Annotated in this window: 13 protein-coding genes; 9 read left to right on the top strand and 4 right to left on the bottom strand. The window is 66.6% G+C overall.

All coding sequences use genetic code 11. The features are described from left to right. The first annotated feature begins 22 nt into the window (after positions 1 to 22). Entirely contained in the window at positions 23 to 1,021 is a 999-nt protein-coding gene (gene holA, locus MU582_14765; GenBank protein UPK73690.1) for a DNA polymerase III subunit delta, read from the top strand. Between the two features lie 61 nt (positions 1,022 to 1,082). On the opposite strand, the gene rpsT is transcribed toward holA, so the two are convergent. The 4 genes from rpsT to MU582_14745 all read right to left on the bottom strand — a co-directional run bounded on the left by rpsT (position 1,083) and on the right by MU582_14745 (position 4,333). Next, on the bottom strand, positions 1,083 to 1,343 hold the full coding sequence (rpsT, locus tag MU582_14760) for a 30S ribosomal protein S20 (protein ID UPK73689.1): 261 nt from the start codon (positions 1,341 to 1,343) through the stop codon (positions 1,083 to 1,085). Between the two features lie 223 nt (positions 1,344 to 1,566). Continuing rightward, positions 1,567 to 1,974, bottom strand: coding sequence for a YccF domain-containing protein (locus MU582_14755; GenBank protein UPK73688.1), 408 nt, complete (start codon positions 1,972 to 1,974; stop codon positions 1,567 to 1,569). A gap of 85 nt (positions 1,975 to 2,059) precedes the next feature. Next, complete coding sequence (locus tag MU582_14750) at positions 2,060 to 3,328, bottom strand: GNAT family N-acetyltransferase (GenBank protein UPK73687.1); 1,269 nt, start codon at positions 3,326 to 3,328, stop codon at positions 2,060 to 2,062. Between the two features lie 57 nt (positions 3,329 to 3,385). Next, positions 3,386 to 4,333: an aminoglycoside phosphotransferase family protein gene (locus tag MU582_14745; GenBank protein UPK73686.1), complete on the bottom strand. Its 948-nt coding sequence runs from the start codon at positions 4,331 to 4,333 to the stop codon at positions 3,386 to 3,388. A 127-nt stretch (positions 4,334 to 4,460) separates the two neighbouring features. On the opposite strand from MU582_14745, the gene lepA reads away from it, so the two are divergent. The 8 genes from lepA (at position 4,461) to MU582_14705 (ending at position 13,879) form a co-directional block, all read left to right on the top strand. Beyond that, positions 4,461 to 6,332 (top strand): translation elongation factor 4, encoded by a 1,872-nt coding sequence (gene lepA, locus MU582_14740; protein UPK73685.1) that lies wholly within the window; start codon positions 4,461 to 4,463, stop codon positions 6,330 to 6,332. Next, the gene (locus tag MU582_14735; GenBank protein ID UPK73684.1) at positions 6,329 to 6,964 is read left to right on the top strand and encodes an MOSC domain-containing protein; all 636 of its coding nucleotides are present in this window, start codon (positions 6,329 to 6,331) and stop codon (positions 6,962 to 6,964) included. Before lepA ends, MU582_14735 begins: the two co-directional genes overlap by 4 nt. Further along, the gene (locus tag MU582_14730) at positions 6,964 to 8,202 is read left to right on the top strand and encodes an MFS transporter (protein UPK73683.1); all 1,239 of its coding nucleotides are present in this window, start codon (positions 6,964 to 6,966) and stop codon (positions 8,200 to 8,202) included. Before MU582_14735 ends, MU582_14730 begins: the two co-directional genes overlap by 1 nt. A gap of 96 nt (positions 8,203 to 8,298) precedes the next feature. Then, a complete protein-coding gene (locus MU582_14725; protein UPK73682.1) occupies positions 8,299 to 10,143 on the top strand; it encodes a long-chain fatty acid--CoA ligase in 1,845 nt (614 codons plus the stop codon). A gap of 25 nt (positions 10,144 to 10,168) precedes the next feature. After that, on the top strand, positions 10,169 to 11,380 hold the full coding sequence (hemW, locus tag MU582_14720; GenBank protein ID UPK73681.1) for a radical SAM family heme chaperone HemW: 1,212 nt from the start codon (positions 10,169 to 10,171) through the stop codon (positions 11,378 to 11,380). An 85-nt stretch (positions 11,381 to 11,465) separates the two neighbouring features. Then, entirely contained in the window at positions 11,466 to 12,302 is an 837-nt protein-coding gene (locus tag MU582_14715; GenBank protein ID UPK73680.1) for an ABC transporter substrate-binding protein, read from the top strand. Continuing rightward, on the top strand, positions 12,295 to 13,134 hold the full coding sequence (locus MU582_14710) for an amino acid ABC transporter permease (protein UPK73679.1): 840 nt from the start codon (positions 12,295 to 12,297) through the stop codon (positions 13,132 to 13,134). The genes MU582_14715 and MU582_14710 overlap by 8 nt, the downstream gene beginning before the upstream one ends. Then, positions 13,112 to 13,879 carry an amino acid ABC transporter ATP-binding protein gene (locus MU582_14705; GenBank protein ID UPK73678.1) on the top strand — a complete coding sequence of 256 codons (768 nt, stop codon included), beginning with the start codon at positions 13,112 to 13,114 and terminating at the stop codon, positions 13,877 to 13,879. The genes MU582_14710 and MU582_14705 overlap by 23 nt, the downstream gene beginning before the upstream one ends. The last annotated feature ends 65 nt before the right edge of the window (positions 13,880 to 13,944 follow it).

The following is a 13,944-nucleotide window of genomic DNA, read 5'->3' as shown; positions in this document are numbered from 1 at the left end:
GCGCATGCGATGCTGAACGACGATGGCAACGAAGACCGCGTCGAAATCCCCGTTCGGCACCGTGACTCTGGTGACCGGATCGGCCGAGTTCCTGTCCGAGCGTGCCGTGTCGCGGCTGATGGCCGCGATCCGCGCCGAGGCGCCCGATGCGGATGAGACCGATGTACTTGCCTCATCCGTTGCCGCCGGCGAGTTGCCTTCGCTGACGAGCCCGTCACTGTTCTCCTCTGCCCGTGCATTGGTCATCCGTGAGCTGCCCGAGCTCGGTGACGACGCCCAGCAGGATCTGCTCGCGTACGCGGTCGCTCCGTCGCCCGATGTCGCATGCGTACTCGTGCACCCCGGTGGCAACAAGGGCAAGGGCGTTCTCGACAAGCTGCGTAAGCTCGGGGGCGTACACGAGGTCGCGTCTGCGCCGCCCAAACCATGGGAGCTCGGTGGCTGGGTCGCCGGCGAGGTTCGTGAGCACGGCGGCACGATCACTGATGACGCGGCGTCCTTCCTGGTCACCGCTGTGGGCAACGATCTGCGAGCCCTCGCGGCCGCCTGTGATCAGCTCGTCTCGGCAGTCGCCCCCGCCGCGGGCAGCAGATCGCGGGTCACGATCGACCTCGTGCGCCGCTACTTCGACGGCCGCGCCGAGGTGAAGAGCTTCGACATCGCAGATGCGGCCATCGAGGGCAAGCTCGGCGTTGCACTCGAGCAGTTGCGGTGGGCGCTCGGCAACAATGTCGCGCCGGTCCTGATCATCAGCGCCTTCGCGTCCGGGTTGCGCTCACTGGCAAAGCTCCAGTCCGCCCCGCGTGGCCTGCGAGACGCCGAGCTCGCCCGCGAGATCGGAGCGCCGGCGTTTCGGGTGCGGTCGCTACGGGCTCAGCTACGGTCCTGGGACCAATCCGGCCTGGCCGGCGCGTTGTCGGCCGTTGCGCGCGCCGACCTCGATGTGAAGGGCGGCGCCGGAGATGCGGAGTACGCCCTCGAGCACATGGTGCTCTCGGTCTACCGCTCGCGTACACGGTGACCTGTACAAACACGAAATGGGCCCCACCGATTCGGTGGAGCCCAACTCGTACGTCCGACGGCTAGAGCGCCGCGGCCTTCTTGGCGATGGCCGACTTGCGGTTCGCAGCCTGGTTCTTGTGGATGACGCCCTTGGTCGCGGCCTTGTCGAGGCGGCGGGTCGCGTCGTGCGCGAACTTCTTGGCGTCATCGGTGTTGCCGGCTTCGACGGCCTCGTCGAAGCGACGGACCGACGTCTTCAGCGCCGAACGAACGGCCTTGTTGCGCTCGCGCGCGGCGTCGTTCTGCCGGTTGCGCTTGATCTGCGACTTGATGTTCGCCACTGGGCAAGCCTCGGTGTGTAGGAGGTATGGGTCGGATCGCGTCTCGAAGACGCGACCGCTCACTTTATCAGGGCGTGGTCGGGCGGCCCAAATCGGTCTCCTGTCCGCCCGACGACCAACTACCCGCCCGCTGGGCCGCACGTTTCGGCCCCAGATACCGCGTAACGGGGGCCGAAACGTGCGGCCCAGCGGGGCGGGCGGGGCCAGCCGGGAGCGCGGCAGGCTAGGCCGCGTACGCAGCCGAGCCTGCGAAAGGTCGATCGGTCGGCACGATGCGGTATCCGAGGGGGAGCAAGGAGACCGGGATCAACTTGAAGTTCGCGATCCCGAGCGGGATGCCGATGATGGTGATGCATTGCGCGATGCCCGTGACGATGTGACCGAGGGCAAGCCACCAGCCCGCGAAGACGATCCAGATCACGTTGCCGATGAGCGAAGGGACGCCGGCTCCTGGGTTCGGGACGGTCGTACGCCCGAACGGCCAGAGTGCATAGTTCGCGATTCGAAACGATGCGATGCCGAACGGGATCGTCACGATCAGAATGCAGCAGATGATTCCCGCGACGGCGTAGCCGAGCGCAAGCCACAGCCCGCCGAAGACGAGCCAGATGATGTTCAGGATCAACCGCATGTCTCGACGGTAGCCCGTGCCCTCGCTCGGGCGAGGACTTCTCGAGGAAGTCAGGGAGTGACCAGGGTGATCCCGGGCGTACGTGTCAGAAGCCGGTCGCAGGATATGGAGCGACGTCGGATCGGAACGCGCGCGAGAGCTCCGCGACCGCATCCGACCGGAGTTCGTCGAGCACGCCCGCTCGACGCATGGCGATCAGGTTCGCGCCGCCGAGGTACGCCGACCCGAGTACGGCAATGGGTACAGCGAGGTCTGCCGGGTCATCGGTGCGTTCGGCGACTGCCTCGCCGCCGCGGATGCGGATCCGCCATCGCCCCGCCTGCCACGGTGCAGCCGGGTCGTCGACGTCGACCACGACATCGCAGTCGGCGGCGTAGGCGCGTAGGGGGAGCGCTGCCGGGAGGTCGACGATCCGGATCCACAGGTTGTCGTTGAACGTGAGGTCATCGGCGACGCGCGGGCCGATCCATGACCACAGCGGGTCGTCCACGCCCACCCTTGGCACGGTGACGGTCGCGATCAGATCGAAGTCGAGCAGGCGGCGCAGCAGCGCGAGCCGCGTTGCCGGATCGCCCTCCAGAGCGAAGATCTCGAGCTTGCCCTTCGGACGTGCCTGCTCCCATTTCTGATGGCGGCGGAACACCGCGACACCGACGTCCGCACCGTCACGAACCGCGAACAGGAAGCGCGTCGGCTCGTTGTCCCGCAACGCTTCCGGGCGCTGACTGCTATCCACGATCCCCGAGTAGAAGCTCTGCGCGCCAATGATCACGCCCGGCGTAGAGGGCGCGGAACGCAGCACGCATTCGCGAAGCCGCTCGGCCACTCCCTGGTCCGATGCCGTGGCGAAGCTCGTACGGATGGTCTTCGCCGCCTCCTCGAGCCCCGGCGCCCGCAGCTCCGTGCCGCGTCCCAACGACAGCTCGTACTCCTGCGTGGCGAGCCCGTACCCGTGTCGGCCGTAGATCGCCGGCTCACTCGCATGCAGTGCCGACAAGGCGACGCCTTCGCGATGAGTCTGCTCGACGTGATGGCGCAGCATCGCGGTCAGTACGCCGCGGCGTCGGTGGTCTGGATGTACGCCGACCCACGTGAGCCCGGCGCATGGCACGAGCGATGCCCGACCGGTCGAGGCGGGTACCGCGAGCTCCATCGGCCGCACGCCGTAGATGCCGGCATACGTGCCGGGATCGGTGTCATCGACCTCCACCGCGAACCGCTGGTTCTCGGGCACTCCGAGGAGCTGGGTATCCGTCGGCGAAGGGCTGATCTCACCGAACCAGACGGTCTGGTCCGTTGCGAGGAAGCGCTCGTCGTCGGCGGCGCGATCAACTCGGATCTCGGGGCGGGTCATAGGGCACAGACTGTCGCCGGGATGTCCCGACCGCAATGCAATTTCGGCGTACGAGCGTCAGAGCAGCTCGCGCAGCCAACGCGTGAGCGCATCCGCCCAGCGGCGCTGCCACGGACGCAACGAGTCGAGTCCGACCGTCGGCGAGCGGCTCGTGTGCCGCCAGGCCATCGCAATCGCGCAGACGACTCGTGCGACGTCGCCGGAGTCGGCATCTCGGAGCAGCGGCAGGCGTACGCGCAGCCGGTCAGGATCTACGTCGGCGCCGCTGATCACGGCGTCGACGACCAGGAGCAACGGGTCCATCCACGCCGCGCCACGTCGAGCCTGTCCCCAGTCGACCAGCACCACGTGGTCGTCGGTGAGCAAAAGGTTGTCGGATCGCAAGTCCCAATGCGCGAGCTGGTCACCGTCGATGACGTCGAGTGCCGTCGACGCCAGGTCGGCGAGCTCGCCGAGATGTGCGCTCCACCAGGGGTCGAGGTCGGCCGGCGGATCGTCCACCAGGTCGCGCCACCGATCGAACATCGGCGCCGCGCGGCGGCTCGCTGTCGGCGCATCGCTCCACGGACAAGGATCGAGTACGTCCTGCAGGTCCGCGATCGTGTCGGCGACTCGCTCGAGAGCACCAACCGTCCACGGGCGACCCGGTAGGGACCCGGGGATGTCCTCGAGCATCAGCGCCACCCAGTCGCCGTCGTCATACGACGCATGCACTCGAGGAACGCTCGGATGCGACGGTATCGCGGCAAGTGCCGCGATCTCGCTACGCAGCAGCCCGGGCGTCAGGGCGTTGAGCTCCGGCCCGACGGCCTTGACGAATGCCCGCCGGCCGTCATGCGATATGACCCGTGCAGCGGGCCCGGGCGAGAAGCCGCCCGAGCAGTCCACGCTGATCGCGACCGGGGAGCCCAGCTCGCGTTCGACCCACGCGCGAACCTGAATCGGCGCGTCGGCGTACGGCAAGCGTCTGCCGCCGGGTTGCTCGCCGTGTGCCGCCGTGCTCATGGCACCGATTGTTGGCCCGAGGGCCGACGCCCGGCAAGCGGATTAGTACGCGCTCACCCAGAGCCGGTCGTCTCGGGTCGTCCCACGGATTCGGAAGCCCACGGCGTACATGGGAAGATGGCTCATCATGGCCACGAGACCCAGCGACGCACCACAACCCGGTGCGACTGATCCCGCGATCCTCCGCAACTTCTGCATCATCGCGCACATCGACCACGGCAAGTCGACGCTCGCCGACCGGATGCTCCAGCACACCGGTGTCGTCGACGACCGGTCGATGCGCGCGCAGTACCTCGACCGGATGGACATCGAGCGCGAGCGTGGCATCACCATCAAGAGCCAGGCCGTGCGGCTCCCGTTCGCGAAGCGCGAGGCCGACGGCACCGCGAAGCAGTACGTGCTCAACCTGATCGACACTCCCGGCCACGTCGACTTCACGTACGAGGTGAGCCGCAGCATGGAGGCGTGCGAGAGCGCAGTACTTCTGGTCGACGCGGCGCAGGGCATCGAGGCGCAGACGCTCGCGAACCTCTACCTCGCGATCGAAGCCGATCTGCACATCATCCCGGTCCTGAACAAGATCGACCTGCCCGGCGCGCAACCGGAGAAGTACGCTGCGGAGCTCGCGCACATCATCGGCTGCGACGTCACCGATGTGCTCCGGGTGTCGGCGAAGACCGGCGAGGGTGTCGAGGAGCTGCTCAACGAGGTCGTCGAGCAGACGCCGCCGCCGACCGGCGACGCCGACGCACCGCCGCGCGCGCTGATCTTCGACTCGGTCTACGACACCTATCGCGGGGTCGTGACGTACGTGCGCGTCGTCGACGGCAAGCTCACCCACCGTGACCGCATCGCGATGATGTCGACCGGGGCCGTCCACGAGATGCTCGAGGTCGGCGTGATCTCGCCCGAGCCGACGAAGGCGAAGGAGATCGGTGTCGGCGAGGTCGGTTATCTGATCACCGGCGTCAAGGAGGTACGCCAGTCTCGGGTCGGCGATACGGTCACGTCTGCCAACAAAGGCGCGACCGCGCCCCTCGGCGGCTACCGGCACCCGACGCCGATGGTCTTCGCCGGGTTGTACCCGATCGACGGCGACGACTACCCGACGCTGCGCGATGCGCTCGACAAGCTGCAGCTCAACGACGCGGCCCTGCAGTACGAGCCGGAGACGTCCGGAGCTCTCGGCTTCGGATTCCGCTGCGGCTTCCTCGGTCTGCTGCACATGGAGATCGTGCGCGAGCGACTGGAGCGCGAGTTCGACCTCGACCTGATCTCGACAACGCCGAACGTCGTCTACCGCGTTGACATGGAAGACGGCTCCGAGGAGACCGTCACCAACCCGTCCGAGTACCCGACCGGCAAGATCGAAACAGTGCACGAACCGATCGTGAAAGCGACGATCCTGTCGCCCAGCGACTTCATCGGTCCGATCATGGAGCTGTGCCAGAGCCGCCGCGGGTCACTCGAAGGCATGGACTACCTGTCCGAGGACCGCGTCGAGCTCCGGTACGTACTCCCGCTCGCCGAGATCGTCTTCGACTTCTTCGACGCGCTGAAGAGCCGTACGAAGGGGTACGCCTCGCTCGACTACGAACCGACCGGAGAGCAGCAGGCCGATCTGGTCAAGGTCGACATTCTGCTGCAAGGAGAGCCGGTCGACGCGTTCAGCGCGATCGTGCACCGAGACGCCGCCTATGCATACGGTGTCGCGCTCGCGAGCAAGCTGAAGGACCTCATCCCGCGTCAGCAGTACGAGGTGCCGATCCAGGCCGCGATCGGGTCGCGGGTCATCGCCCGCGAGACGATCCGCGCCATCCGTAAGGACGTACTCGCCAAGTGCTATGGCGGCGACATCAGCCGTAAGCGCAAGCTGCTGGAGAAGCAGAAGGAGGGCAAGAAGCGGATGAAGATGGTCGGTCGCGTCGAGGTTCCGCAGGAGGCGTTCGTCGCCGCCCTCTCGACCGGCGAGAGCAAGGACAAGTCGGGTAAGAAGTGAGTGCGGTCGTCGAGTCGGTCAACGTCGGTTCGACGCGACCGGTCCCGTGGGGCAATCTGAAACGCAGCGCCATCGACAAGCGTCCCGTCGACGGTCCAGTGCGCGTGGGAGTGCTCGGCCTCGAACCCGACGAGATCGCCGATCTCGAGCACCACGGCGGACCCGATCAGGCCGTGTACGCCTTTGCCCGGGAGGACCTCGACTCCTGGGCGAGCGAGCTCGGCGGTCCGATCGCTGCCGGAGGGTTCGGCGAGAACCTCACGACGCGCGGCATCGACCTCAACGAGGCAGGCATCGGCGACCGCTGGCGGATCGGTACGACGATCCTCGAGGTGGCCGGCGTACGCATCCCGTGCTCGGTCTTCGCCGGCTTCGTGGACCAGCCCCGTTGGGTGCGCCGCTTCACCGAATCGAGACGCCCGGGTGCGTACCTGCGGGTGATCAGCGAAGGCGCTGTCGAGGCGGGCGACGCCATCGAGATAGTTGAACATCGCACAAATCCCATTACAATCGGGCTGATGTTCCGAGCGCTGACCACGCAGCGATCGCTGCTTCCGCGGTTGCTCGAAGAGCCTCGGGTTGCCAAGCGGGCACGAGAACGGGCCGAGAGGTACGTGACGAAGACTGCGTGATGTCTTTCGGGGGAGTGCTGGGCTGGTCGCATCCGCGGCTGCCCGAGGCCACGGTGATGGCGTGGACGACCCTTGCGAACACCGTCGGCCACGGGATGTTCGGCGTCGCGGCGGTGCTGTACTTCACCCGGATCCAGGGCCTCGGCGCGACCGAGGTCGGACTCGGCCTGACCATCGCCGGGTTGTGCGGTCTGATCGCGGGTATCCCGCTCGGTCATCTCAGTGATCGGGTCGGCGCCCGCGAACTGCTGATCGTTCTGCTCGTCTGCGGCGGATGTGCAGCGATCAGCGTTCCCTTCGCCGGAACCCAATGGTGGTCGTTCGTCGTCTCGGTGTCGGCTCTGACCGCGTTCGATCGCGGTTCGGCGGCGGTACGCAGCGCGCTGATCGCGACGAGCGTCCGCGGTGCGGCACGGCTGCGCGTACGTGCGTACCTTCGCGCGATCAACTTCATCGGCCTGAGCATCGGCGCGGCGATCGGCGGAGTCGCGCTGGTCCTGGACTCGGCGCTGGCCTACCAGATCGTGCTCGCTCTCAACGGTGTCAGCTGTTGGATCGCCGCGCTGGTGATGCGCCGCTATCCACACGTACCCCCGGTGCCACGGGAGTCCGCCGTATCCCTCGGGCACGTGTTCAGAGACCGCTCGTACGTCGTGGTGACACTGATCCTCGCGTCGACCGGCGTCCAGGTCGCGATCCTCGACGTCGGCATGCCGGTATGGGTCAACGAGTTCACCGAAGCGCCGACCTGGATCGTCTCAGTGCTGTTCGTGGTCAACACCGTCACCGTCGTGCTCGGACAGGTTGCGATGAGCCGCCGGATCGAGTCCGTACGTACCGCCGCGCGGGCGGCGTCGTTGGCCGGCTTCGTGTTCTTGGTCGTCTGCGTACTGATCTCGCTCACCGAGGGCGGGTCTGCTGCGCAGGCCGTACCACTGCTGCTGATTGCAGGAGCGCTGCACGCTCTTGGCGAGATCACGCAGACCGCTGCGCAGTTCTGTCTCGGCCAGGACCTCGCGCCGCAGCATGCGCAGGGTCAGTATCAGGGCATGGCCTCGACCGGGTTCTCGCTGTCGGCGATGATCGGTCCCTCGGTGATCGCCCTGCTCCCGATCGGACTCGGCGCACCCGGCTGGTGGATCCTCGGTGGCGTCTTCGTCGTGCTCGGACTCGCGATGCTGCCGGCGGTGAGCTGGTCGGTACGTACCCGCCCGGCGTTCGGCGTCGAGCTCCCGTGACTGTCGGTAACAGCTGAGCAACAACCTACCGACGAGTTATATACGTCCAGTACGGTGACCTGCACAACTCCAGTCACAGTGTGAGGACCCGTCGCCATGACCAGTCAGGCCGAGCCCCCCGTCGACCAGGCCAGCATCGACAACCGACTCCCCAGCATGGGCGCCGTCTTCTTCGACCGCGTACGCAGGTCACCCGACGCCGAGGCGTACCGGTTCCCCGATGCGGCCGATGGCTGGCAGAGCCGTACGTGGGCCGAGACCGGTTCCGAGGTCACTCGGGTCGCCGCAGGGCTGATCGCTTTGGGGGTCGAGCCGGAGCAGCGGGTCGCGATCGCATCGTCGACGAGGTACGAGTGGATCGTCGCCGATCTGGCGATCGTCGCGTCCGGCGCAGCGACCACCACCGTCTATCCGTCTACCATCGCGGGCGATGTGCAGTACATCGTCGCCGATTCCGACAGCGTCGTGGTGTTCGCCGAGGACGACGGCCAGATCGCCAAGCTGCGCGAGCATCGAGCCGACCTTCCCGACGTCGCCAAGGTCGTCACGTTCGACGGCGCACCCGATGAGGGCGACGACCCCTGGGTGATCACGCTCGAGGCACTGGAAGAGCTCGGCGAGAAGTACCTCTCTGAGCATCCGTCGGTCGTCGACGACCGTGTGGCGGCGATCGAGCCCGACAGCCTCGCCACCCTCATCTACACGTCGGGCACGACCGGCCGGCCGAAGGGCGTACGCCTGACCAACTCAGCCTGGACGTACGAAGGTGCGGCCACCACCTCGCAGAAGCAGCTCGACCACACCGATCTGCAGTTCCTGTGGCTGCCGCTGGCGCACTCCTTCGGCAAGGTGCTGCTCGCATCGCAGTTGCAGGCCGGGTTCGCAACGGTCGTCGACGGGCGCATCGACAAGATCGTCGAGAACATCGGCATCATCAAGCCGACGTTCATGGGCGCGGCTCCGCGAATCTTCGAGAAGGCGTACGGCCGCATCGTCACCATGATCGACGAGGAAGGCGGCATCAAGGCGAAGCTGTTCCACTGGGCGATCGGCGTCGGCCTGAAGGTCTCGCGTGCACGTCGCAACGGCGAGCAGCTCTCCCCGCTGCTGAAGGTGCAGCATGCGGTGGCCGACAAGCTGGTGCTGTCGAAGGTGCGTGAGCGGTTCGGCGGACGACTGAAGTTCTTCATCTCCGGATCGGCGCCGCTGTCGTACGAGGTGGCGGAGTGGTTCGACGCCGTCGGCATCATCATCCTGGAGGGCTACGGCCTGACCGAGACCGCGGCGGGCAGCAGCCTGAACCGCCCCTGGAACTACAAGTTCGGCACGGTCGGCCCACCCTTCCCGGGCACGGAGTTCAAGATCGCCGACGACGGCGAGGTCCTCGTACGCGGGCCGGGGGTGATGGCCGGCTACCACAACCTGGAGGCCGAGACGTCGCAGACGATGCTCGACGACGGCTGGTTCGCCACCGGCGACATCGGCGAGCTCGATGACGAAGGCTACCTGCGCATCACCGACCGCAAGAAGGACCTCTTCAAGACCTCCGGCGGCAAGTACGTCGCGCCGTCGCATATCGAGGGTGTGTTCAAGGGCGTCTGCCCCCTCGCGAGCCAGATGATCGTGCACGGTGCCGATCGCAACTTCTGCTCGGCGATCATCACCCTCGACGCCGACGCGGTCACCGAGTGGGCGGCGAAGCACGGGATGGAGGGCGCTTCGTACGCTGAGGTCGCGAAGTCGGATGTGATGCGCGAGATGATGCAGGGCTACGTGGACGAGCTGAACTCCAAGCTCAATCGCTGGGAGACGATCAAGAAGTTCGTCATCCTCGATCACGATCTGTCCATCGAGCGCGACGAGCTGACGCCGAGCCTGAAGCTCAAGCGCCGGGTCGTCGAAGACAAGCACCGCGACAAGTTGGATGCCCTCTACGAGTAGTGGAGCCGGTTGAGACAATCGAAGGGTGCCATCCACCCTTCCCGACGGCGACCCCGTGCCCGACGACGGCGCTCTGCCCAAGGCAGCGTTGTCGTCGTTGCACGACGAGGCGTTCGGTGTGTACGTTCACGTGCCGTTCTGCGCGACCCGGTGTGGCTACTGCGACTTCAACACCTATACGGCGTCCGAGCTGGGCAGCGGTGCGTCGCGGGAGACGTACGCCGACCTGGTGATGGGCGAGATCGCGCTCTCGGCGCGCGTGCTCGGGTCCGATCTGCCGCCGGTGTCGACCGTGTTCTTCGGCGGCGGCACACCGACGTTGCTGCCCGACGGCGCGCTGCCCAGCATCCTCGAACGGATCGACGCAACGTACGGGCTCGCTGCCGGGGCCGAGGTGACGACGGAGGCAAACCCGGACAGCGTGGACGCGAAGTCCCTTGCCCGGCTGCGTTCTGGTGGAATCAACCGCATCTCGTTCGGGGTGCAGTCGGCGGTGCCGCACGTACTCGCGACGCTCGACCGTACGCACGATGCCGCGCGCGTACCGGAAGTCGTAGCGGCAGCACGAGATGCGGGTTTCGAACAACTCAGCGTCGACCTGATCTACGGCACACCTGGCGAGTCGATCGCCGACTGGCAGGCGAGCCTCGACTATGCGGTGGGCTTGGCGCCCGATCACGTGAGTGCGTACGCCCTGATCGTCGAGGAGGGCACGGCGCTCGCACGGCAGGTCGCGCGCGGCGAGATGGCGGCTCCCGACGATGACGAGATGGCAGACAAGTACGTGCTCGCCGACGAGATCCTGTCGGACGCGGGCATGAGCTGGTACGAGCTCTCGAACTGGGCGCGTACGCCGGCCGCGCGCTGCCGCCACAACGAGCTGTACTGGACCGGCGCGAACTGGTGGGGGTTCGGGCCCGGAGCACACAGCCACATCGGGGGAGTGCGCTGGTGGAACGTCAAGCATCCGGCGGCGTACGCACAGCGCCTCGCGGGTCGGCGTACGCCGGCGCATGCCCGTGAGGTCCTCGACGACGACACCCGACGGATCGAACGCGTCCTGCTGGAGTCGAGGCTGCGCGACGGGCTGGCGGTCGACGTACTCGACAGCTCGGGAGCGGCTGCGGTTCCTGGTCTTGTCTCCGACGGGCTCGTCGTACAGGACGACGGCTTCTTGATCCTCACCCGACGCGGCCGGTTGCTCGCCGATGCCGTAGTGCACCGGCTCACACCGTGAAACGCAGATGCCGTCGGGTGGCTGTGGGCGTACGCTGCGGGACACTATCGACACCCGGCATCAACCTACTTGCGAGGAGACCCTCATGAGTTCGCCCGTGCGACGAGTCCGCAGACTGGCGGCCGCGGCCGCCGCCCTGAGCGCCGTTTTCACCTTGAGCGCCTGCGGTGGTGACGACGAAGGCGGCACCGCGAAGGGCATCGAACTGGTCAGCGAGGGCAAGCTGACGGTCTGCACCCACCTGCCGTACCAACCGTTCCAGTTCCGCGACGACAGCGGTGAGGTGGTCGGGTTCGACGTCGACATGCTCGACCTGCTGGCGAAGGACCTCGACGTCGACATGGAGGTCGTCGACATCGCCTGGGAGCAGATCATGTCCGGCGCGGTGTTCGCGTCGAAGAAGTGCGACATCGGCATGGGCGCCATGACGATCACCGACGAGCGCGCTGATGCACTGCTCATCTCCGATCCGTACTTCGACGCCACCCAAGCGCTGCTCGTACCGGCCGATTCGTCGGTCGAGAGCCTGGCCGATCTCGACGGGAAGAAGCTCGGCGTGCAGACCGACACAACAGGTCAGGAGTACGCGGAGGGGGAGGCCGACGCGAACGGCTACGAGATGATCGTCTTCGACGACTCGATCTCGGAGTTCAACGGAGTGAAGACGGGCAAGGTCGACGCCTCGATCAACGACAACACAGTGCTGACCGATTTCGCCAAGCAGAACGACGACGTCAAGGTGGCGGCGGAGTTCGACACCGGCGAGCAGTACGGGTTCCCGGCCGAGAAGGGCGATGCCAACGCCGAGAAGCTGGTCGATCGGTTCAACGAACTGCTCGCCAAGGCGAAGAAGGACGGCGAGTACGACAAGATCTACAAGGAGTGGTTCGGTACGACGCCGGGCGCGAACTCCGATGGCTGATACGACCACCGCGGAGCCCAAACCAAGACTGAGCCCGCGCAAGCGGGCACAGCGCATCCGCATCGCTCAGTACGCTCTGCTGGTTGCGATCGTCCTCGTCGCCGCCTTCGCGGCGAACTGGGGCAAGATCGTCGACGTCTTCTTCAACCCGGACTACATGAAGACGACCTTCCAGCAAGGTCTCTGGGACGCTCTCCTGAAGACGATCGAGTACTCGCTCGGAGGGTTCGTACTCGGGCTGGCGGGCGGTACATTGCTGGCCCTGATGCGGCTGTCGTCGGTCGGGCCCTACCGCTGGATCGCGGCGGCGTACGTCGAGTTCTTCCGCGGGCTTCCCACCCTGGTCGTCTTCATGGTCCTCGCCTTGCTGCCGATCGCGTTCGACGGGCTCACCGTTCCGTTCGATCCCTACGGTGTCGCCTGGCTCTCTCTCGGCATCGTCGGCAGCGCGTACATGGCCGAGACGATCCGCGGCGGTATCGAGGCCGTGCCTCGCGGGCAGACCGAGGCCGCGCGAACGCTCGGCATGACCTCGGCGCAGGCGACGCGCAAGATCGTGCTGCCGCAGGCGTTCCGGACGATGCTGCCGCCGCTGACCAACGAGCTGATCCTGCTGGTCAAGGACTCCTCGCTGATCTACGTAGTCGGGTTCTCGGCCGCGTACTACGACCTGACGAAGCTCGGTCGCGAGCTCGCCAACACGACCCTGAACCTGACGCCGTTGGTGGTCGCCGGATTCGCGTACCTGATCATCACCGTCCCGCTGTCGTACCTCGTACGCCGGCTCGAGGCACGTACCGGAGGTGCGAATGTCCGCCGTTTCGACCACTGACGCCGTCGTCGAGGTCACTGACCTGCACAAGTCGTTCGGCGACAACCATGTGCTGCGCGGCATCGACTTCTCCGTACGAAGGGGCGAGGTCGTCTGCGTGATCGGCGCTTCGGGATCGGGCAAGTCGACCTTCCTGCGTTGCATCAACCTGCTGGAGCAACCCGAGTCCGGCACGGTGTTCGTACGGGGCACTGACATCACCGACCGCGACTGCGACATCGACGGCGCGAGGCGTCATATCGGCATGGTGTTCCAGCAGTTCAACCTGTTTCCGCACAAGCGAGTGCTCGCGAACTGCACCATCGCCCAGGAGACGGTGCTGCGACGTAAGTCCGAGGAAGCGGAGCGGATCGCGCGCGAGAACCTGGAGCGGGTCGGTCTGAGCGAGAAGGTCGATCAGTACCCGTCGCAGCTGTCGGGTGGTCAGCAGCAGCGGGTGGCGATCGCGCGGGCTCTGTCGATGGAGCCGCAGCTGATGCTGTTCGACGAGCCGACGTCCGCGCTCGACCCGGAGCTGGTCGGCGAGGTGCTGTCGGTCATGCGCCGCCTCGCTGAGGAAGGCATGACGATGATCGTCGTCACCCACGAGATGGCGTTCGCCCGCGAGGTGGCAGATCGCGTCGTGTTCATGGACGGCGGCGTCATCGTGGAGGAAGGCCCGCCAGCGCAGGTGATCGGCGATCCGCAGCAGGAGCGTACGAGGGCGTTCCTGCGCCGCGTACTCGACCCCACCAACGCCGACTGACGCTGACACGTGAGTTCTGCACCACCGAGCCGCGACTTTTGTGGTGCAGAAGTCGCGGCTCGGTG

It is taken from the genome of Nocardioidaceae bacterium SCSIO 66511 (genome assembly GCA_023100825.1).
In the GTDB taxonomy this organism is placed as follows: Bacteria; Actinomycetota; Actinomycetes; order Propionibacteriales; family Nocardioidaceae; genus Solicola.
This window is presented reverse-complemented; position numbering and strand designations above follow the sequence as displayed.

Bases quoted from the DNA above. Each gene is read 5' to 3' on its own strand.
- MU582_14755 (UPK73688.1), bottom strand. From the start codon at position 1,974: ATGCGGTTGATCCTGAACATCATCTGGCTCGTCTTCGGCGGGCTGTGG.
- MU582_14705 (UPK73678.1), top strand. From the start codon at position 13,112: ATGTCCGCCGTTTCGACCACTGACGCCGTCGTCGAGGTCACTGACCTG.
- MU582_14715 (UPK73680.1), top strand. From the start codon at position 11,466: ATGAGTTCGCCCGTGCGACGAGTCCGCAGACTGGCGGCCGCGGCCGCC.
- MU582_14730 (UPK73683.1), top strand. From the start codon at position 6,964: ATGTCTTTCGGGGGAGTGCTGGGCTGGTCGCATCCGCGGCTGCCCGAG.
- lepA (UPK73685.1), top strand. From the start codon at position 4,461: ATGGCCACGAGACCCAGCGACGCACCACAACCCGGTGCGACTGATCCC.
- holA (UPK73690.1), top strand. From the start codon at position 23: ATGGCAACGAAGACCGCGTCGAAATCCCCGTTCGGCACCGTGACTCTG.
- MU582_14710 (UPK73679.1), top strand. From the start codon at position 12,295: ATGGCTGATACGACCACCGCGGAGCCCAAACCAAGACTGAGCCCGCGC.
- MU582_14725 (UPK73682.1), top strand. From the start codon at position 8,299: ATGACCAGTCAGGCCGAGCCCCCCGTCGACCAGGCCAGCATCGACAAC.
- MU582_14745 (UPK73686.1), bottom strand. From the start codon at position 4,333: ATGAGCACGGCGGCACACGGCGAGCAACCCGGCGGCAGACGCTTGCCG.
- MU582_14750 (UPK73687.1), bottom strand. From the start codon at position 3,328: ATGACCCGCCCCGAGATCCGAGTTGATCGCGCCGCCGACGACGAGCGC.